Source organism: Streptomyces sp. NPDC005775, from assembly GCF_042871565.1.
In the GTDB taxonomy this organism is placed as follows: Bacteria; Actinomycetota; Actinomycetes; order Streptomycetales; family Streptomycetaceae; genus Streptomyces.
Genome location: NZ_JBIAIU010000004.1, coordinates 297,925 through 314,657, shown reverse-complemented (window position 1 = coordinate 314,657; position 16,733 = coordinate 297,925). Strand labels below are relative to the sequence as shown.

General features: G+C 71.3%; 18 protein-coding genes. 4 read left to right on the top strand and 14 right to left on the bottom strand.

What is annotated here, in order from left to right; translation table 11 throughout:
• The first annotated feature begins 5 nt into the window (after positions 1 to 5).
• Positions 6 to 272 carry a protealysin inhibitor emfourin gene (locus ACFYPA_RS11780; RefSeq protein WP_359086353.1) on the top strand — a complete coding sequence of 89 codons (267 nt, stop codon included), beginning with the start codon at positions 6 to 8 and terminating at the stop codon, positions 270 to 272.
• A gap of 30 nt (positions 273 to 302) precedes the next feature.
• On the opposite strand, the gene era is transcribed toward ACFYPA_RS11780, so the two are convergent.
• The 5 genes from era to ACFYPA_RS11755 form a co-directional block, all read right to left on the bottom strand.
• Entirely contained in the window at positions 303 to 1,277 is a 975-nt protein-coding gene (gene era / locus ACFYPA_RS11775; protein ID WP_352121480.1) for a GTPase Era, read from the bottom strand.
• 62 nt (positions 1,278 to 1,339) lie between these two features.
• Complete coding sequence (locus tag ACFYPA_RS11770) at positions 1,340 to 2,293, bottom strand: WxL protein peptidoglycan domain-containing protein (RefSeq protein WP_359086351.1); 954 nt, start codon at positions 2,291 to 2,293, stop codon at positions 1,340 to 1,342.
• A gap of 127 nt (positions 2,294 to 2,420) precedes the next feature.
• A complete protein-coding gene (locus ACFYPA_RS11765; RefSeq protein ID WP_389131320.1) occupies positions 2,421 to 3,803 on the bottom strand; it encodes a beta-xylosidase in 1,383 nt (460 codons plus the stop codon).
• 221 nt (positions 3,804 to 4,024) lie between these two features.
• Positions 4,025 to 4,378 (bottom strand): cytidine deaminase, encoded by a 354-nt coding sequence (locus ACFYPA_RS11760; protein WP_359086349.1) that lies wholly within the window; start codon positions 4,376 to 4,378, stop codon positions 4,025 to 4,027.
• 54 nt (positions 4,379 to 4,432) lie between these two features.
• Entirely contained in the window at positions 4,433 to 5,326 is an 894-nt protein-coding gene (locus ACFYPA_RS11755; protein WP_359086347.1) for a helix-turn-helix transcriptional regulator, read from the bottom strand.
• A 105-nt stretch (positions 5,327 to 5,431) separates the two neighbouring features.
• On the opposite strand from ACFYPA_RS11755, the gene ACFYPA_RS11750 reads away from it, so the two are divergent.
• The gene (locus ACFYPA_RS11750) at positions 5,432 to 6,862 is read left to right on the top strand and encodes an MFS transporter (protein WP_389131316.1); all 1,431 of its coding nucleotides are present in this window, start codon (positions 5,432 to 5,434) and stop codon (positions 6,860 to 6,862) included.
• Between the two features lie 148 nt (positions 6,863 to 7,010).
• On the opposite strand, the gene ACFYPA_RS11745 is transcribed toward ACFYPA_RS11750, so the two are convergent.
• Positions 7,011 to 7,553 (bottom strand): helix-turn-helix domain-containing protein, encoded by a 543-nt coding sequence (locus ACFYPA_RS11745; RefSeq protein ID WP_359086344.1) that lies wholly within the window; start codon positions 7,551 to 7,553, stop codon positions 7,011 to 7,013.
• 57 nt (positions 7,554 to 7,610) lie between these two features.
• Between ACFYPA_RS11745 and ACFYPA_RS11740 the strand changes: the two genes are divergently transcribed.
• Positions 7,611 to 8,258 carry a dihydrofolate reductase family protein gene (locus ACFYPA_RS11740; protein ID WP_359317672.1) on the top strand — a complete coding sequence of 216 codons (648 nt, stop codon included), beginning with the start codon at positions 7,611 to 7,613 and terminating at the stop codon, positions 8,256 to 8,258.
• Positions 8,259 to 8,277: 19 nt separating this feature from the next.
• Here ACFYPA_RS11740 and ACFYPA_RS11735 read toward each other — a convergent pair whose 3' ends face one another.
• The 5 genes from ACFYPA_RS11735 to ACFYPA_RS11715 all read right to left on the bottom strand — a co-directional run bounded on the left by ACFYPA_RS11735 (position 8,278) and on the right by ACFYPA_RS11715 (position 12,712).
• Entirely contained in the window at positions 8,278 to 8,631 is a 354-nt protein-coding gene (locus ACFYPA_RS11735; protein WP_359086341.1) for an MmcQ/YjbR family DNA-binding protein, read from the bottom strand.
• On the bottom strand, positions 8,628 to 9,920 hold the full coding sequence (locus ACFYPA_RS11730; protein WP_359086339.1) for a hemolysin family protein: 1,293 nt from the start codon (positions 9,918 to 9,920) through the stop codon (positions 8,628 to 8,630). Before ACFYPA_RS11730 ends, ACFYPA_RS11735 begins: the two co-directional genes overlap by 4 nt.
• Complete coding sequence (gene ybeY, locus ACFYPA_RS11725) at positions 9,917 to 10,414, bottom strand: rRNA maturation RNase YbeY (protein ID WP_389131311.1); 498 nt, start codon at positions 10,412 to 10,414, stop codon at positions 9,917 to 9,919. Before ybeY ends, ACFYPA_RS11730 begins: the two co-directional genes overlap by 4 nt.
• A gap of 9 nt (positions 10,415 to 10,423) precedes the next feature.
• Positions 10,424 to 11,473, bottom strand: coding sequence for a PhoH family protein (locus ACFYPA_RS11720; RefSeq protein WP_359086336.1), 1,050 nt, complete (start codon positions 11,471 to 11,473; stop codon positions 10,424 to 10,426).
• Positions 11,474 to 11,605: 132 nt separating this feature from the next.
• On the bottom strand, positions 11,606 to 12,712 hold the full coding sequence (locus ACFYPA_RS11715) for a PfkB family carbohydrate kinase (protein ID WP_359086334.1): 1,107 nt from the start codon (positions 12,710 to 12,712) through the stop codon (positions 11,606 to 11,608).
• 368 nt (positions 12,713 to 13,080) lie between these two features.
• Here ACFYPA_RS11715 and ACFYPA_RS11710 point away from each other — a divergent pair, with 368 nt between their 5' ends.
• A complete protein-coding gene (locus ACFYPA_RS11710; RefSeq protein ID WP_359086333.1) occupies positions 13,081 to 14,436 on the top strand; it encodes an MFS transporter in 1,356 nt (451 codons plus the stop codon).
• Here ACFYPA_RS11710 and ACFYPA_RS11705 read toward each other — a convergent pair.
• The 3 genes from ACFYPA_RS11705 to ACFYPA_RS11695 are packed head-to-tail and all read right to left on the bottom strand — an operon-like array spanning position 14,400 to position 16,730.
• Positions 14,400 to 15,392, bottom strand: coding sequence for an adenosine deaminase (locus tag ACFYPA_RS11705; protein ID WP_359086331.1), 993 nt, complete (start codon positions 15,390 to 15,392; stop codon positions 14,400 to 14,402). The genes ACFYPA_RS11710 and ACFYPA_RS11705 overlap by 37 nt on opposite strands.
• Before the next feature lie 39 nt (positions 15,393 to 15,431).
• Positions 15,432 to 16,340 carry a ribonuclease Z gene (locus tag ACFYPA_RS11700; RefSeq protein ID WP_359351151.1) on the bottom strand — a complete coding sequence of 303 codons (909 nt, stop codon included), beginning with the start codon at positions 16,338 to 16,340 and terminating at the stop codon, positions 15,432 to 15,434.
• 30 nt (positions 16,341 to 16,370) lie between these two features.
• On the bottom strand, positions 16,371 to 16,730 hold the full coding sequence (locus tag ACFYPA_RS11695) for a histidine triad nucleotide-binding protein (protein WP_359086327.1): 360 nt from the start codon (positions 16,728 to 16,730) through the stop codon (positions 16,371 to 16,373).
• Positions 16,731 to 16,733 lie beyond the last annotated feature (3 nt).

Here is a 16,733-nt window from a genome sequence, read left to right as displayed (position 1 = left end):
ACCGTATGCGGATCCAGGTGAGCAGGACCGGCGGCTTCGCCGGTATCGCGCGCCACCGCGAGATCGACACCTCGGGACGGGCGGATGCCCCCGAATGGGAGGCCCTGGCCGAATCGGCGCTCGCCGAGGGCCGGGAGGCGTCGGGGACGGGCGTCCCGGACGGCTTCAGCTATCGCATCACGGTCGGCGACCGGTCCGTGCACTGCGCGGACCCTCGGCTGACCGACGCCCAGCGCTCGCTCGTCTCACGCGTCCTGAAGGAGGGCGCGTGAGACGGGCGGCGTACGTCTGACGGGTTCCGCTCAGAAACCCAGCTTGCGCAGCTGCTTGGGATCGCGCTGCCAGTCCTTGGCGACCTTCACGTGCAGGTCGAGGAAGACCGGCGTGCCCAGCAGCGCCTCGATGTGCTTGCGCGACTTCGTGCCGACATCCTTCAGCCGCTTGCCCTTCGGGCCGATGATGATGCCCTTCTGGCTGGGCCGCTCGATGTAGACGTTGGCGTGGATGTCGAGCAGCGGCTTGTCCGCCGGACGGTCCTCGCGCGGCAGCATCTCCTCGACGACGACCGCGATGGAGTGCGGCAGCTCGTCCCGTACGCCTTCGAGCGCGGCCTCCCGGATCAGCTCCGCGACCATGACCATCTCGGGCTCGTCGGTGAGGTCGCCCTCCGGGTACAGCGGCGGGCTCTCGGGGAGCAGCGGGGCGATCAGGTCGGCCAGCAGGCCGACCTGATCGTCCTTGACCGCCGAGACCGGGATGATCTCCGCCCATTCGAAGCCGAGCTCCTCGCCGAGGCGGGAGACGGCCAGCAGCTGTTCGGCGAGCTGCTTGGACTCGACCAGGTCGGACTTGGTGATGATCGCGATCTTGGGCGTCTTCTTGATGCCCGCGAGTTCCTTGATGATGTACTTGTCGCCGGGGCCGAGCTTCTGGTCGGCGGGCAGGCAGAAGCCGATGACGTCGACCTCGGCCCAGGTGGTGCGTACGACGTCGTTGAGACGCTCGCCCAGCAGGGTGCGCGGCTTGTGGAGGCCGGGGGTGTCGACCAGGATCAACTGTGCGTCCGGCCGGTGCACGATGCCGCGCACGGTGTGCCGGGTCGTCTGGGGCCGGTTGGACGTGATCGCCACCTTCTGGCCGACCAGAGCGTTCGTAAGGGTGGACTTGCCCGCGTTGGGACGGCCCACGAAGCAGGCGAAACCGGCCCGGTGGGGGGCGGTGTTCTCAGCCTGCTGCGCAGCAGCTTCTGGGTTAGGTCGAGCGCTCATGGCGCCCATTGTCCCCGATCCCGGCAGCCGCGGGGCACCAAGGAGCCCATCGCGGCCACCGGACCGGCTGATCAGGCCGTGCGGCGACGGTTGCGGCGTGACCGGATCCACAGTGCCGCACCCCCGGCGAGCGCGGCGAGGAGTACCCCGGCGACCAGCCAGGGCAGGGCGAAGTACGACACGGAGGCGGACTCGCGGGTGTCGCGGGCACTCGCGGTCAGCTTGATCTCGCCCCACTCCACCTGCGGCGCGCCCGCCCACTCCTCGGTGAGCCGGACTTCCTGGCGGGGCAGCAGTTCGGACGGGATGCGCTTGAGGTCGCGCGCGAGCAGGGTGCGGCCGAAGAGCCCCTCGGCCTTGAGGGCGACCTCGGGGCTGAGGGTGACGTTGCCGCGGTTGCGGAGCGTGTACGAGATGACGGCCCGGGACTTACCGGTGCCCGGGACCAGGGGCGCGGTGTGCTCGACCTCGACGTCCTCGACGGAGAGCGCGGGCATCGTCGGGCCGTTGACCCTCAGATAGATCCGGGCGCCGACCGCCTTCTGGATGCCCACGGCGACGGCCCCCGCGTCGGCGGGGTCGATGCGCTCGTCGAGGGCGACGAGCGCGCCGGGGTGGTCGCCCGGTTCGGCGTCCTCGGGCACCTTGATGGTGACGGGCACGGTGACCGAGCCGTGCGGCTTCACGGTGACCCGGTCGCGGTCGGCCTTCGCCCAGGCTCCGACGGAGCGCTGTTTCTCGTTCTGCGCCCGGACCGCGAAGCCGCCGTCGCGTGCGGTGTTGTAGGCGTCGGCCGCGTACAGCCGGAAGGTCAGGGGTTCACCGGTCTTGTTGGTGACGGTGACCTTGTCGTCGAGGGTGGCGCCAGGGTCGGCGGAGAGGTAGAAGTACGGCCGCGCGCCCGCGTCGGCGGTGGCGGGGAAGACCGACCAGCTGCCGTTGTCGGCGGCGCCGGCCGGGGGCGCGCCGATCAGGAGCAGGGCTCCGGACAGCAGGGTCGGCAGGAGTACGGAGAGTTTGCGCACGGTGCGGGCTCCCAGGTGCACGCTCGGGCGGGGTGGGCCGGCCGGGTGCGCGCCCGGCCCACCGGTTGACCGGTGGTACTCGCTCACGTGATCCGTCGTGCTCGCTCACGTGATCACTGGTGCTCGCTCACGTGAGGGTGAGCGTGAGCACGCCGGTGTACGCCCCGGGAGCGGTGAACGCCGGTACGTCCAGCGACAGCTGGGCGTCGACGGTGAACTCACCGCCGGTGAACGCGCCGTCCGGCGTGGACGCCAGGGTGGCTCCCGCACTGCCGACCGTTCCGTCGGACCCGGCCGCGCAGGTGCTCGGGCTGCCGGACTTCGTCGTGCAGGCCGGGCTCCAGCCGAGCGCGGACGCGCCGATCGTCGCTCCTTGCGGGCCCGTGAAGTCGGTGACCTTGCCGGTCAGGGACCAGCCCGCGGGTCCGCCGCGGAAGTCCTGGACCGTCACGGTCCGCAGGGCGCCGGTGGAGGCGCCGCCCTGCCCGAAGTCGACCGCCGACAGGGCGACGGAGTCCCCGGCCTGGGCCATGGTGAGCGTTCCCGGCTTGATGGACGAGGTCAGCTTCTGGCTGCCGTCCGGGATTTCGCCGCCGCCTGTGGTGACGGTGTAGGCCTGGGGCCCCGCCCCCTTGGCGGCGTCCCAGTCGGCGCCCTCGTAGGCGACGATGCCGGTGGTGGCCGGATCGTTGACGGTGAGCTGCCCGGTGAAGGAGCCCGCGCCGTCCGCCGTGACCGTGGCGGTGTCGCCGGTCGGGGCGTTCCCGGCCCGGCCGGCGAGCGTGACGGGCGCGCCCGCGGTGAACTTCGACCCGGTCACGGTGACCTGGTCACCGGCCGCGCCGGAGGCCGTACCGAGCTGGATGGCGCGTTCGTTGACCTGGCCGCCGCCGTCCGTGGCGATGATCGTCTGGGAGACGGGGGCGGGCGGATCGGTGACCGTGCAGGGCGTGTCCAGCTCCATGATGTAGCTGGTGTGGATGTTGTAGTCGCCGGGCGAGAGGGTGATCTCACCGGGCGCGGTGACGGTGAAGGTGCCGGTCATGGAGAACGAGGGGAAGGCACCCTTGCCGGGCACCGGTTCGTTCTTCTTCGGCCCCGCCACCGTGACGTCGGCGGACTGCGCACCGCCGACGGTGACCTTGCCGGTCGGCGTCATGATGTCGGCGGGCAGGGCCAGGTCGACCGGGTTGCTCGCGGCCGCCTCGACGACGGTGTACGTCACCGTGACCGTGTCGCCGGCCTTGGGCGCGGCGTTGTCGACGGTGATCTCGGCCGAGGTCGTCCCGTCGATCGGCGGGAGGCCGGCGATGGCGGGCGGGATGCAGTGGGTGGGGAAGTCCACCGCGGCCGAGGCCGTCGCACTGGCCTGGGCGGGCCCGGCGAGCAGCCCTCCCCCGGTGACGACGAGCGCACCGACGCCCAGCGCGGCGGCCCAGCGGCGGCCGCGGTCCGGACGGGCCCGGCCCCCGTATCTTCGACTGTCGGATCTTCGTACGGCTGAACGCATGGAGCCCCCTCCTGCGGGTTCCGGCGCGCGGCTCTCGCGCCGGCAGGGGGCCATTGATGACTGCGGTCCGGAAGAAGTCAATGGCGGCGAAACGCACCGACTGATGGGCCATCAGATGGTGTCAAGATCCGCGCTTTCCGGTGATCCGCAGCCTTACGCGCGGACGCCCCGCACCGGAGGGGCGCGGGGCGTTCGTACCCACGGTGGCGCTCCTGCCGGGTTCAGCCCGCCGTCACGGTGAGCCGCAGCGCCCCGTCGGGCCCCGCGAGCAGCACGGGCGTGTCCGCCCCGCCCAGGTCCCGTACCGCGGCCCGGTCCTCGTCGGACGGGGTCTGCGCCTCGGAGACGACCGCGGCCGCCTCCAGTGAGGTGGCCCCGCTGGCCACGGCCATCGCGACGGCCGTCCGCAGCGCGCTGAGCTTCAGCGACTCCAGCTCCACGGTGCCCGCCACGTACGTACGTCCGGTCTCGTCCCGCACGGCCGCGCCCTCGGGCACACCGTTGCGGGCGCGGGCGCTGCGCGCCAGCGTGACGATCTTGCGGTCCTCGGCGCCGAGGTCGGTGCTATCGGTCATGGGTCGAGCATACGAAGGCCGGCGAGGGACGCGGCACGCGGGCGTCCCGTCCCCTCAGGCCCGCACCTGGCGCATGGAGCCCCGCCGGCCCTCCGGCGAGGCCAGCCACCGCAGCTTCTCCTCGGTTCCGGTGCCCGGCCACGGGTTGTGCAGCACGACCGCGAGATCCGGACGGGCCGGGATGCGCAGCTGGGTCGCTTCCATGACCAGCGCGCCCACGGCCGGATGCGACATCTCCTTGCGCATCTGCCCGCCCGGCGCGACGTCCCGCCGGGCCCACAGCTCGGCGAACTCGGGGCTGCGCCCGGCCGCCTCGGCCACGATCGCGCGGAACCCCTCGTCGTCGGGACACTCCGAGCACGCGGCCCGGAACTGGGCGACGACCCGGGCAGCGGTTTCCCACCACTGCTTCTCACCGCCCCGGTGGACGGGCTCGGTGAAGAACGCGATCACACAGTTCTGCGGCCGTTCGGGCCCCAGACCCATCACCGTCGAGGCCGCGTCGTTGTAGAGGATGACGTTCCAGTACGCGTCCATGATGTGTGCCGGGAACGGCATCCAGCCGTCGAGCAGCCGTTGCAGCCCCTCACACATGTCCGTGTGTGCCGGATCGACCTCGGGGGCGGGCGGGTTGAGCCCCGCCAGTACATAGAGGTGACGGCGTTCGGCGCTGCTGAGCCGCAGCACCCGGGCGACGGAGTCCAGCACCTGGGGCGACACGGTGATGTCGCGGCCCTGCTCCAGCCACTGGTACCAGGAGACGCCCACCCCCGCGAGGACAGCGACCTCTTCGCGGCGCAGCCCGGGGGTTCTCCGCCGGGCCCCGCCGTCCGGCAGGCCCGCCTCGGCCGGGCTGACGCGCGCCCGCCTGCTCATCAGGAACTCCCGCAGCTCGCCGAGGCGGTGCGACTTGCCGGCGTCCGCCGCTGTCCGGGCCGGTGTGCCCACGTACGTGTTCCCCCTGGTGTCCGGGTCCGCGCCTGCCTGGTGGTGCGGCCAACAGGATAAGTACCGGCTCCCCATGGATATTCCGGCGGCCGCAGGCTCATGTCCATGGCGATCGATTCATCCTCCCCAGCAGCTGTCACCGCACCCGTCCCCACACCTCCCGCCCCGGACCGGCTCTCCGGCCGGGCCCGGCTCGTGCTCCTCGTGCTGTGCGCCGCCCAGTTCATGGTGTCGCTCGACTTCTCCGTGCTGAACGTGGCGCTGCCCGTCCTCGGCGACGATCTCGGCCTGAGCCGCTCCGGCCTCCAGTGGGCGATCACCGCCTTCGCCCTGCCGTCCGGCGGCTTCCTGCTGCTCTTCGGCCGGATCGCCGACCTCTACGGCCGGCGCCGGCTGTTCCTCACCGGCCTCGTGGTCTTCGGCGCGGCCTCGCTGCTGGCCACGCTCGCCTGGAACCCTGCCGTCTTCCTCACCGGTCGTGCGCTCCAGGGACTCGGTGCCGCGGCCATCGTGCCGACCGGGATGTCCCTGCTCACCACCACGTTCCCGGAGGGGCCGCTGCGGGACCGGGCTCTCGGCATCAGCGGCACCCTGCTCTCCCTCGGCTTCACGGTCGGCATGGTGGCCGGCGGCACCCTCACGGACACCCTCGGCTGGCGCTCCACGATGGGGCTGCTGACTCTGGCAGCGGTTGCCGTCCTCTCGGCGGCGCCCGCACTGCTCACCGAGTCCCGTACGCCCGACCGGCCGCGACTGGACATACCGGGCGCCGTGACCGTCACCGGTGGGCTCCTCGCGGTGATCTACGCCCTCTCCACCGCGGCCGAGCACGGCTTCGGGCGCCTGGACGTGCAGGTCTCACTGGCAGCCGGTGTCGTCCTGCTCGCCGCCTTCGTGGTCGTCGAGTCGCGTGCGTCCGCCCCGCTGGTCTCGCTGCCGATGCTGCGCCGGCGCACGGTGGCCTTCGGCAATCTGGGCGGGCTGCTCACCTTCTCGATGATGAGCACCATCGTCTTCGTCCTGACCCTGTACCTGCAGGAGGTCCTGCACCTGTCCGCCTTCGGGACCGGGCTGGTCTTCGGGGTACAGGGCGTCGCCTCGGTGGCGGCGGGTGTGTACGCCCCGAAGGTCATCGGGCGGTTCGGTGCCAGGCGCACCCTTGCCGCCTCCCTGCTGGGCCAGGGCCTGTTCATCGCGGCACTGCTGGGCCTCGGTACGGGTTCGGGGATCTGGCTGGCCACGGCCGCGGTCTCGCTCGCCAGCATGTGCCACCTCGGCGCGATCATCGCGTACGGCCTCACTGTCACGTCGGGGGTGCCGAACGAGGAGCAGGGACTGGCGACGGGCCTGGTCACCACGACCCAGCAGGTCGGACTCACGATCGGTATCCCGCTCCTCGGCGTGCTGGCGACGACCCACGGATCACTGTTCGACGGGGTGCGGACCGTGGTCGCGGTGGCCGCGGGTCTGCTGGTCCTCGCCGCGGGCGTGGTGGGCGCGGGTCTGCGGCGGGCCCAGCGCCCTTCTCAGGCGTAGTGGCGGAGTCCGGGCCACATCGTGGCCCAGGGGTGGCGGGGGCCGGTGCAGAGGCAGATGTGGCCGCCCGTTCCACGTGGTGAACGCCGTAGGGGCTGGAAATACACGGCCCGGGCATAGTGATCACCCGCGTCAACAGCCCTGCGGGTCAGTACGCCTGGGAAATCCGCGCTTCCCGGGCGGCCGCTTCCTCGTAGGCGGCGGTCAGTTCCGCCAGTACGCCGTCCGGGCGGGCGGGCGCGCCGGCCAGGTGGGTGGCGCGGAGTTCGGCCATGAACCGCTCCCACATCGGGGGGCCGCCGGCGGCCAGCAGTTCGGCCCGCACCGTCAGCTCCGGCGCCGTGTCCAGCCAGCGGGCACCCCAGGCGCCCAGCTGGGCCATCACCGGGACGAGTTGCACCGCCGCCTCGGTGAGGTGGTACGCGACCTTCTGGCGGTGGCTGGGGTCGTCGTCGCGGGTGAGCAGCCCCGCAGCGACGAGTTTCGCGAGCCGGTTGGCCAGGATGTTCGAGGCGATGCCTTCCATGGAGGCGTTGAGCAGTTCACGGAAGTGGGTGAGGCCTCCGAACATGATGTCGCGCAGCACGATCAGGCTCCAGCGGTCCCCGAGGAGCTCGACCGTCATGTTGATCGGGCACCCGGACCGGCCCGGCGACACGGGCAGCTTTCCGGCGGGAACTGGTTGCAACATGGGAGCAGCCTAGATAGCTTGCGGACCAGTTGCAGATTGCAACCGGAGAGGGTTTCGATGAAACAGCTGGTCCGCGTCCAGAACTTCTGTGTCTCCCGGGACGGTTACGGCGCCGGGGAGAACCAGACGCTCGACCGCCCGTTCGGCAACGTCGACCCCGGCGTGCTCGTCTCCTGGGCCGGTGCCACCGCCCACTGGCCCAACCGGACCGACCCCGGGGGCACCCTCGGTCTGGACGACTACTTCACCCGCGACTTCTCCCACAACATCGGCGCCGAGATCATGGGGCGCAACAAGTTCGGCCCGCAGCGCGGTCCGTGGGAGAACCACGACTGGGAGGGCTGGTGGGGCGAGGAACCCCCGTTCCACACCCCGGTGTTCGTCCTCACCCACCACGAACGCCCGTCGATCACGCTCGGGGACACCACGTTCCACTTCCTCGACGCGTCCCCCGAGGACGCGCTCGCCCGGGCCTTCGAGGCCGCCGAGGGCAAGGACGTACGCATCGGCGGCGGCGTCGCCACGGTCAGGGAGTTCCTCGACGCCGATCTCATCGACTCGATGCACGTCGCCGTCGCACCGGTCGACCTCGGCGCCGGCGAACAGCTGTGGAAGAGCCCCGACGAACTGACCGGCCGGTTCCATCTGGAGCGGATCCCGAGCCCGAGCAGTGACGTGGTGCACCACCTGCTCTGGCGCAAGTGATCGTCTGCCCGGACGGGCCCTACGCCCGGTCGAGCCGCAGCCGCTCCGCCCGCGGCAGCTTCGCCACCACGAGGTCGTAACTGTCCTCGATCAGTTCACGCAGCTTCGCGTCCGGCAGGCCGGACACCGTCACGGTGTTCCAGTGCCGCTTGTTCATGTGCCACCCCGGCGCCACGGCCTCGTACTCCTCGCGGAGCCGCACCGCGTCGTCGGGGTCGCACTTGAGGTTCACCGTCAGCGGCTTCCCGTCCAGCGCGGTCAGCGCGAACATCCTGCCGAGCACCTTGAAGACGGATGCCTCCGGCCCGAACGGGAACTCCTCCACGCTCGCGTTGAACCCCAGGCAGAACGTCCTCAGCTGCTGCGGTGTCATGCCGTCGCCTCCTCCTCGGGAGCCACCGGCTCCACCAGCACCGTGACGATCTTGTTCCGCCGGCCCGCCGGGGACTCCGCGGTCAGCCGCAGCCGTCGCCCGTCGGGCAGCTCCACCTCCGACGAGGCGCCGGCGATGGGAACCCGCCCCAGCGCCTTCGCGAGCAGCCCGCCCACGGTCTCCACGTCCTCGTCGTCGTACTCGTCGAGCCCGAACAGCTCGCCGAGGTCGCCGATGTCCAGCCGCGCGGTCACCCGGAAGCAGTCGTTCGCCAACGGCTCGACCGGCGGCAGCTCCCGGTCGTACTCGTCGGTGATCTCGCCGACGATCTCCTCCAGGATGTCCTCGATGGTGACGATGCCCGCCGTGCCGCCGTACTCGTCGATGACGACGGCGACGTGGCTGCGGTCCTGCTGCATCTCCCGCAGCAGATCACCGGCGTTCTTCGTGTCGGGCACGAAAGCCGCCGGACGCATCGCCGTGGAGACCAGATCGGCCTCGGAGTCCCGGTTGATGTGCGTCTTGCGGACCAGGTCCTTGAGGTAGACGATCCCGACGATGTCGTCCTCGTTCTCCCCGGTGACGGGGATCCGCGAGAAACCGGACCGCAGCGCCAGGGTCAGCGCCTGCCGGATCGTCTTGTAGCGCTCGATGCAGACGAGGTCGGTGCGCGGCACCATCACCTCGCGCACGAGCGTGTCACCGAGCTCGAAGACGGAGTGCACCATGCGGCGCTCCTCGTCCTCGATCAGCGACTCCTGCTCGGCGAGGTCGACCATCGCCCGCAGCTCGGCCTCGCTGGCGAACGGGCCCTTGCGGAACCCCTTGCCCGGCGTCAGCGCGTTGCCGATGAGGATCAGCAGCTGAGGGATCGGCCCCATGATCCGGGCCAGCGGAAGCAGCACGTACGCCGCCGCGGTGGCCGTGTTCAGCGGGTGCTGGCGGCCGATGGTGCGCGGCGAGACGCCGATGGCGACGTACGAGACGAGGACCATCACGCCCATGGCGACGGCCAGCGCCTCCCAGGTCTCCGGGAGCTCCTTCAGGCAGGCGTACGTGACGAGCACCCCGGCCGCCATCTCGCAGGCGACCCGCACCAGCAGGGCGACGTTGAGATAGCGCGTCGGATCGGCCGCGACCTGTTCCAGCTTGTCGCTGCCGCGCCGCCCCGAGCGGACCGCCTCGGCGGCCCGGAAGCTCGACGTACGCGCGATGCCGGCCTCGGCGCAGGCGGCGAGCCAGCCGACGACGAGCAGCAGGACGACCCCGAAGACGAGCGGCAGGCTCACGAGACGGTGGGGGCGGGGGACGGACCGGTGAGCCCGTGCTCGCCGCGCCAGCCGTCCACGATGGCCGCCTGGAGACCGAACATCTCGGCCTTCTCGTCGGGCTCCTCGTGGTCGTAGCCGAGCAGGTGCAGCACCCCGTGGACGGTGAGGAGCTGGAGCTCCTCGTCCATGGAGTGCTGCGTCTCGGCGTCCTCGCCCTGCTTCTTGGCGACCTCGGGACAGAGCACGATGTCACCGAGGAGCCCCTGCAGGGGCTCCTCCTCGTCCTTGGCCGGCGGACGCAGCTCGTCCATCGGGAAGGACATGACGTCCGTCGGGCCCGGCAGGTCCATCCACTGGATGTGGAGCTGTTCCATGGCGGCGGAGTCCACCACGATCACCGAGAGTTCGGAGAGCGGGTGGATCCTCATCCGCGCGAGCGCGTAGCGGGCGATGTCGAGGATCGCCTGCTCGTCGACCTCGGTTCCGGACTCGTTGTTGACGTCGATCGACATGGTGCGCTGCTACTGCTTCCCGTTGCGGCGGCCCCGGCCCTTGTCGGCCGGACCGTCCTGGTCGCCCTGGTTGTCGTACTTCTCGTACGCGTCGACGATACGGCCGACCAGCTTGTGCCGGACGACATCCTGGGACGTGAGCCGGGAGAAGTGCACGTCGTCGATGCCTTCGAGGATGTCCTGCACCTGACGCAGACCGCTCTTGGTGCCGTTCGGCAGGTCGACCTGGGTGACGTCACCGGTGACGACGATCTTCGAGTCGAAGCCGAGCCGGGTCAGGAACATCTTCATCTGCTCGGCGCTGGTGTTCTGCGCCTCGTCCAGGATGATGAAGGCGTCATTGAGGGTACGACCCCGCATATAGGCCAGCGGTGCCACCTCGATCGTCCCCGCGGCCATCAGCCGCGGGATCGAGTCGGGGTCGAGCATGTCGTGCAGGGCGTCGTAGAGCGGGCGCAGATACGGGTCGATCTTGTCGAAGAGCGTGCCGGGCAGGAAGCCGAGCCGCTCACCGGCCTCGACCGCCGGGCGGGTCAGGATGATCCGGCTGACCTGCTTGGACTGCAGGGCCTGGACCGCCTTGGCCATGGCGAGGTACGTCTTGCCGGTACCGGCGGGGCCGATGCCGAAGACGATCGTGTGCTTGTCGATCGCGTCGACGTACCGCTTCTGGTTGAGCGTCTTGGGGCGGATCGTGCGGCCGCGGCTGGAGAGGATGTTCTGCGTGAGTACCTCGGCCGGGGTCTCGGTGCCGTCCGCCTGGCCGTTCTCGCTGGCCTTGAGCATCGCGATCGAACGTTCCACAGCGTCCTCCGTCATCGGCTGACCGGTGCGGAGCACCAGCACCATCTCGTCGAACAGGCGCTGGATCAGGGCGATGTCCGCCGCGTCACCCGTCGCGCTGATGTCATTGCCCCGGACGTGGATGTCGGCCGCCGGGAACGCCGCTTCGATCACGCGCAGCAGCGAGTCGCCCGCTCCCAGGAGCATCACCATGGGGTGTGCGGCCGGGATGCTGATGTGGGCACGCGCGTGCGGCTGTGTGGGTGTCTGAGTCATGGGCCGGCCCTCGGGCCTGCACATACCTCCCGTTGCAGGGTTCTCGCTGCTCGAAAACCTCAGGTGTACCCAGCCTACGACCCCGTGCTGACAACACCGAGAGGTTTTCGCGGGTGAAAGGAAGACGCGGGGTTACGGACGGAAGCCGATCGTCGGGACGGCCCGGCGCAGCGGCCAGGGGCGGGCGGCTGCCGGGAGCAGGTCCTGGAGGAAGGCGTAGCGCTGGAGCGCGGCCGGGTCCTGGCCGGTGAGGGTGCGGATACGCTGCCACCAGGCGGCGATCTCCGCCCAGCCGGGGGCCGAGAGCGAGCCGCCGAACTCCTGGACCGAGAGGGCCGCGGTGAGGCCGGCGAAGGCGAGGCGGTCGGCGAGCGGCCAGTTGGCGAGGGTGCCGGTGACGAAGCCGGCCACGAAGACGTCGCCCGCACCGGTCGGGTCCAGGGCCTCGACCGCGATCGCGGGGACCTCGGCGGTGGCTCCGGTGGCCGCGTCGACCGCGTACGCCCCCTCCGCTCCGAGGGTGACGACGGCGAGCGGGACCCGCTCGGCAAGCGCGTGCGCGGCGGCCCGGGGGCAGTCGGTGCGGGTGTAGCGCATGGCCTCCTCGGCGTTGGGGAGGAAGGCCTGGCAGTGCTCCAGGTCGGTCAGGCCGTCGAGGTCCCAGCGGCCGGTCTCGTCCCAGCCGACATCGGCGAAGACCAGGGCGCCCCTGCGGGCCGCCGTGGCGACCCAGGGCTCGCTGCGACCGGGGGCGAGCGAGGCGATGGCGGCCCGGGCCCGCGGCGGACACCGGGGCGTGGCGGTGGCCCCGGTGGGTGCGAACGCGGGCGGGGGCGGGGCCTCGTGGCCGTGCGAGACCATCGTCCGCTCGCCCTCGTACGCCATGGAGACGGTCACCGGGGAGTGCCAGCCGCGGACGGTGTGCGACAGGGACAGGTCGATGCCCTCGCCCTGCTCGAGGGCGTCCCAGCAGTACTCGCCGTAGTGGTCGTCGCCGAACGCCGCCGCGAGCGAGGTGTGGAGGCCGAGGCGGGCGAGCGCGGTGGCCATGTTGGCGACACCGCCGGGGCTGGAGCCCATGCCGCGGGCCCAGGACTCGGTGCCGCGCACCGGGGCGCTGTCCAGGCCGGTGAAGATGATGTCGAGGAAGACCGTGCCGGTGAGGAAGACGTCGCAGTCGGGGTCCTGCGGTGCGCGCAGCCCGTCCAGTGGGTCGATGGCTGGAATCTCGGTGCTCACCCTGCGCTCCCCGGTCGTGGCGGTTCCGGCCAGTGTGCCCGATTCCCGTCCGCCGGTGCGGGGTCCGCGCCGGGCCTGCGACGGGTCTCCGTACACAGAGGCTGACCTGCATAAACATGCGCTGTTACCCGCATAGAAACACGGTAAACGCATAAGTGGCCCAGATCACAGCGTGGCGACTTTCGGTCGACCGGGAGCACTTGATACAAATTGGCCCGCGACCACCGTCGGGAATGCAACCGACGAGTGTGCCGAACCCCCGCGTTTTCAGCGTTTCACGTAGTTCTCGCAGTTCCTCATTCTTCGCATTTCTCGCCTTGCCCCCCCTCTGCCTTCCCGCCTCTTCTGGCATGTCTTCAGGAACGCCCATGTCCTCGCGCCCTGGCGCCGCGTGGCCTCTGGTCGCCGTGTTCACCGCCGGCTACCTCGCCTCCTACCTCCTCCCCACCATCGTGGGACGGCTCTCCGTCTATCTGGGCCTCACCACGGCACAGGCCGGCCTGGTCGGCAGCGCCCTGCTGCTGAGTTCGGCCTCGGCCGGCTTCTGCCTGGCAGGCCGCGTCGAAACGTACGGGCCACGCAGACCGGCGCGGCTCGGGCTGGCGCTGGCCGTGCTGGGGTACGGCTGCGCCGCGCTGGCGGGCTCCGTGCCGCTGGTGATCCTGGGCGCCGTGGTCGGCGGATTCGGTTCCGGTACGGCGACCGCGGTGGCCGCCGCCGGCATCGCCGCCCAGCGTGACCCGCACCGGTCGTCGTCCCTGGGGCTGTTGAGCGTGTCGGCGACCGCCGGCGCCCTGTATCTGACGATCCCGCACCTGGGCGGCGGCCACCGGCTGCCGTTCGCGTCGATCGCGCTGGTCGCGCTGCTCGTCTGGCCGGCCACGTCCCGGCTCGGCAGTCCGGTCCCGGCCGGTCCTGCCGTCCCGGCTTCGGGACGGCTGCCGCGGCGCCGCTCGGGGCTGGTGCTGGCGGGCGGCATGCTCGTCTGGTCGATGGCGCAGAACGCGCTGTGGGGGGTCAGCAGCCGCATCGGCGTGGACCAGGTCGGCCTCTCCGAGGTCACCATAGGTGCGGTGTTCGCCGCCGCGCTGGGCGCCGGTCTCCTCGGTGTGATGGGCGCCGGGGTGCTCGGGGCCCGCCTCGGGCGGGCGGTGCCGATCGGCCTGGGCACCGTGATCATCGCGGCGAGCATCGTGCTCAGCTCGTCGGCCGGGAGCCTCGGCTCGTTCGCGACCGGCGAGATCCTGTGGAACACCGTCTACCCGGTGGTCCTGTCGTACCTGATCGGCCTCGCCGCGTCCCTGGACGTGCGCGGGCGCTGGGCGGTCCTGGCGGGCTCGGCCTCGTCGGTCGGCGTGGCCTGCGGTCCGGTGCTCGGCAGTGTGCTGTCCGAGGGGGCCGGTTTCCCGGTGATGGGGCTGGTGCTGGGCGCCGTGACGCTGCTGGTCGCGGTCCCGGTGACGGGGGTGGCCCTGCACACCGGTGGCCGTCCGCTGGTGCCGGGTTCGGTGCGCCGCAGGGGCGGCGCTCCGGCGGCCCTGCTCGCGGTCACCACCGGTGCGGTGCCGGGCGCGGTGCCGAAGCTGGGCGCGCCCGAGCAGGCCGTCACGGAGATCAGCCTGCCCGCGCTGCGCCGCCGGCGCCTGGTCAGGAGTGCGTTCCGGACGGCCGGCCCCTCGGGCGGCGGTCAGTCGAACGCGTACGCCTCGACCTCGGACAGGTAACGGGCCCTGCGCTCCTCGTCGTGGTCGAGGAAGGCCGCCTCGAAGGAGTTGCGGGCCAGGGTGCGCAGCTGCTCGCGCTCCAGCCCGAGCGCCTCGTGTACGGCGTGGAAGGTGTCCCCGACGTACCCGCCGAAGTAGGCGGGATCGTCGGAGTTCACCGTGCAGAGCAGTCCGGCGTCCATCATGGCTCGCAGAGGGTGCTCCTCCAGCGTGTCGATGGCGCGCAGCCGTACGTTGGACAGCGGGCACAGGGTGAGCGGCACCCGGTCGGCGACCAGCCGCTTCACCAGGTCCGGGTCCTCCATGCAGCGCAGTCCGTGGTCGATGCGCTCCACGCCCAGTACGTCGAGCGCCTCGGTGATGTACGCGGGCGGCCCCTCCTCGCCCGCGTGGGCGACCTTGCGCAGTCCGAGCGCGTCGGCCGCCGCGTACACCTCGCGGAACTTGGCGGGCGGGTGGCCGACCTCGGCGGAGTCGAGGCCGACGGCGCTGATCCGGTGCAGATGCGGCTTGGCGGCCTCCAGCGTCTCCAGCGCGGACTCGGCGGACTCGTCGCGCAGGAAGCACATGATCAGCTGGGTGGAGATGCCGTGCTTCTCCTCGCTGCGCTCCAGCGCCCGGCCGAGTCCCTCGATGACGGCGGCGATGGGGACACCGCGGGCGATGTGGGCCTGCGGATCGAAGAAGATCTCCGCGTGGCGCACGCCCTGGGCGGCGGCGCGGGTGAGGTAGGCGTCGGCGAGTTCGGCGAAGTCGTCCTCGGTCCGCAGGACCGCCATCAGCGCGTAGTACAGGTTGAGGAAGCTCTGCAGGTCGTCGAAGAGGTAGGCGGTGCGCAGTTCCTCGGTGTCCGCGTAGGGCAGCGGCACGCCGTTGCGAGCGGCGAGCGCGAAGGCCAGTTCGGGTTCGAGGGTTCCTTCGATGTGGAGGTGGAGTTCGGCTTTGGGGAGGTGCACGGGTTTCTCACTTACGCAGGGGGTGCTGCTGTCAGGTCGTCAAGGGTGACGGCTCGGTACCGGGATCCGCGTCAGGTCCTGGGCAACGGTCAGTTCGCCCTCGAACCCCGCCGCCCGGGCCTGGATCCCGAAGGCTTCCGGGTCCGGGTAGCGCTGGGAGAAGTGCGTGAGCACGAGGTGCCGTACGCCCGCGTCCCGCGCGGCCCGGGCCGCCTGCCCGGCGGTCAGATGGCCGTGGTCGGTGGCCAGCCGTTCGTCCTCGTCGAGGAAGGTCGACTCGATGACCAGCATGTCGCAGCCCTCGGCGAGCGCGTGCACGCCGTCGCACAGTCTCGTGTCCATGATGAACGCGAACCGCTGCCCGCGCCTGCGCTCGGAGACGTCGTCGAGGGTGACCCCGCCGAGGGAGCCCTCGCGCTGGAGCCGGCCGACGTCCGGCCCGGCGATGCCGTGCTCGGCGAGCTTCGCGGGCAGCATGCGCCGCCCGTCGGGCTCGACCAGGCGGTAGCCGTACGACTCGACGGGGTGCGACAGCTTGTGGCTGCTGAGGGTGTACGTGTCCGTGGTGGCCAGCGGCCCGTCGGCGGCGACCGGGGCCTCGGTCAGCTCGACGGACTCGCGGTAGGCGGTGGCGTACCGGAGCCGTTCGAAGAAATGCTGTCCGCTCGCCGGGTAGTGCGCGGTGACGGGGTGCGGAACCCGGTCGAGGTTGATCCGCTGGATCACCCCGGCGAGGCCCAGCGAGTGGTCGCCGTGGAAGTGCGTGACGCAGATCCGGTCGATGTCGTGCGCGGCGACACCGGCCCGCAGCATCTGGCGCTGGGTGCCCTCGCCGGGATCGAAGAGGATGCCCTCGCCGTCCCAGCGGAGCAGGTAGCCGTTGTGGTTGCGGTGGCGGGTCGGGACCTGGCTGGCGGTGCCGAGGACGACGAGTTCACGTGACGACACGGGGTGCTGATTCCTCGTTCCGGACAGGACCTATCCGGGGGGCCACTGGAGGCCGCGGCCGCCCATGACGTGGGCGTGCGCGTGGAAGACGGTCTGCCCGGCTCCGGCGCCGGTGTTGAACACGACCCGGTACCCGGTCCCGTCGACCTTCTCGTCCGCGGCGACGTTCCCGGCCTCGCGGAGCATGTCGGCGAGGACCTGCGGCTCGGCGGCGGCGAGGGAGGCGGCGTCGGGGTGGTGGACGCGGGGGATGACCAGGACGTGGGTGGGGGCCTGGGGGTTGATGTCGCGGAAGGCGACGGTGGTGTCGGTCTCCCGGACGATGGTGGCCGGGATCTCACCCGAGACGATCTTGCAGAACAGGCAGTCGGCCTGCGGTTCTCCTGCCATGGG

Bases quoted from the DNA above. Each gene is read 5' to 3' on its own strand.
- ACFYPA_RS11780 (WP_359086353.1), top strand. From the start codon at position 6: ATGCGGATCCAGGTGAGCAGGACCGGCGGCTTCGCCGGTATCGCGCGC.
- era (WP_352121480.1), bottom strand. From the start codon at position 1,277: ATGGGCGCCATGAGCGCTCGACCTAACCCAGAAGCTGCTGCGCAGCAG.
- ACFYPA_RS11765 (WP_389131320.1), bottom strand. From the start codon at position 3,803: ATGCGTTCAGCCGTACGAAGATCCGACAGTCGAAGATACGGGGGCCGG.
- ACFYPA_RS11760 (WP_359086349.1), bottom strand. From the start codon at position 4,378: ATGACCGATAGCACCGACCTCGGCGCCGAGGACCGCAAGATCGTCACG.
- ACFYPA_RS11750 (WP_389131316.1), top strand. From the start codon at position 5,432: ATGGCGATCGATTCATCCTCCCCAGCAGCTGTCACCGCACCCGTCCCC.
- ACFYPA_RS11745 (WP_359086344.1), bottom strand. From the start codon at position 7,553: ATGTTGCAACCAGTTCCCGCCGGAAAGCTGCCCGTGTCGCCGGGCCGG.
- ACFYPA_RS11740 (WP_359317672.1), top strand. From the start codon at position 7,611: ATGAAACAGCTGGTCCGCGTCCAGAACTTCTGTGTCTCCCGGGACGGT.
- ACFYPA_RS11735 (WP_359086341.1), bottom strand. From the start codon at position 8,631: ATGACACCGCAGCAGCTGAGGACGTTCTGCCTGGGGTTCAACGCGAGC.
- ybeY (WP_389131311.1), bottom strand. From the start codon at position 10,414: ATGTCGATCGACGTCAACAACGAGTCCGGAACCGAGGTCGACGAGCAG.
- ACFYPA_RS11720 (WP_359086336.1), bottom strand. From the start codon at position 11,473: ATGACTCAGACACCCACACAGCCGCACGCGCGTGCCCACATCAGCATC.
- ACFYPA_RS11710 (WP_359086333.1), top strand. From the start codon at position 13,081: ATGTCCTCGCGCCCTGGCGCCGCGTGGCCTCTGGTCGCCGTGTTCACC.
- ACFYPA_RS11695 (WP_359086327.1), bottom strand. From the start codon at position 16,730: ATGGCAGGAGAACCGCAGGCCGACTGCCTGTTCTGCAAGATCGTCTCG.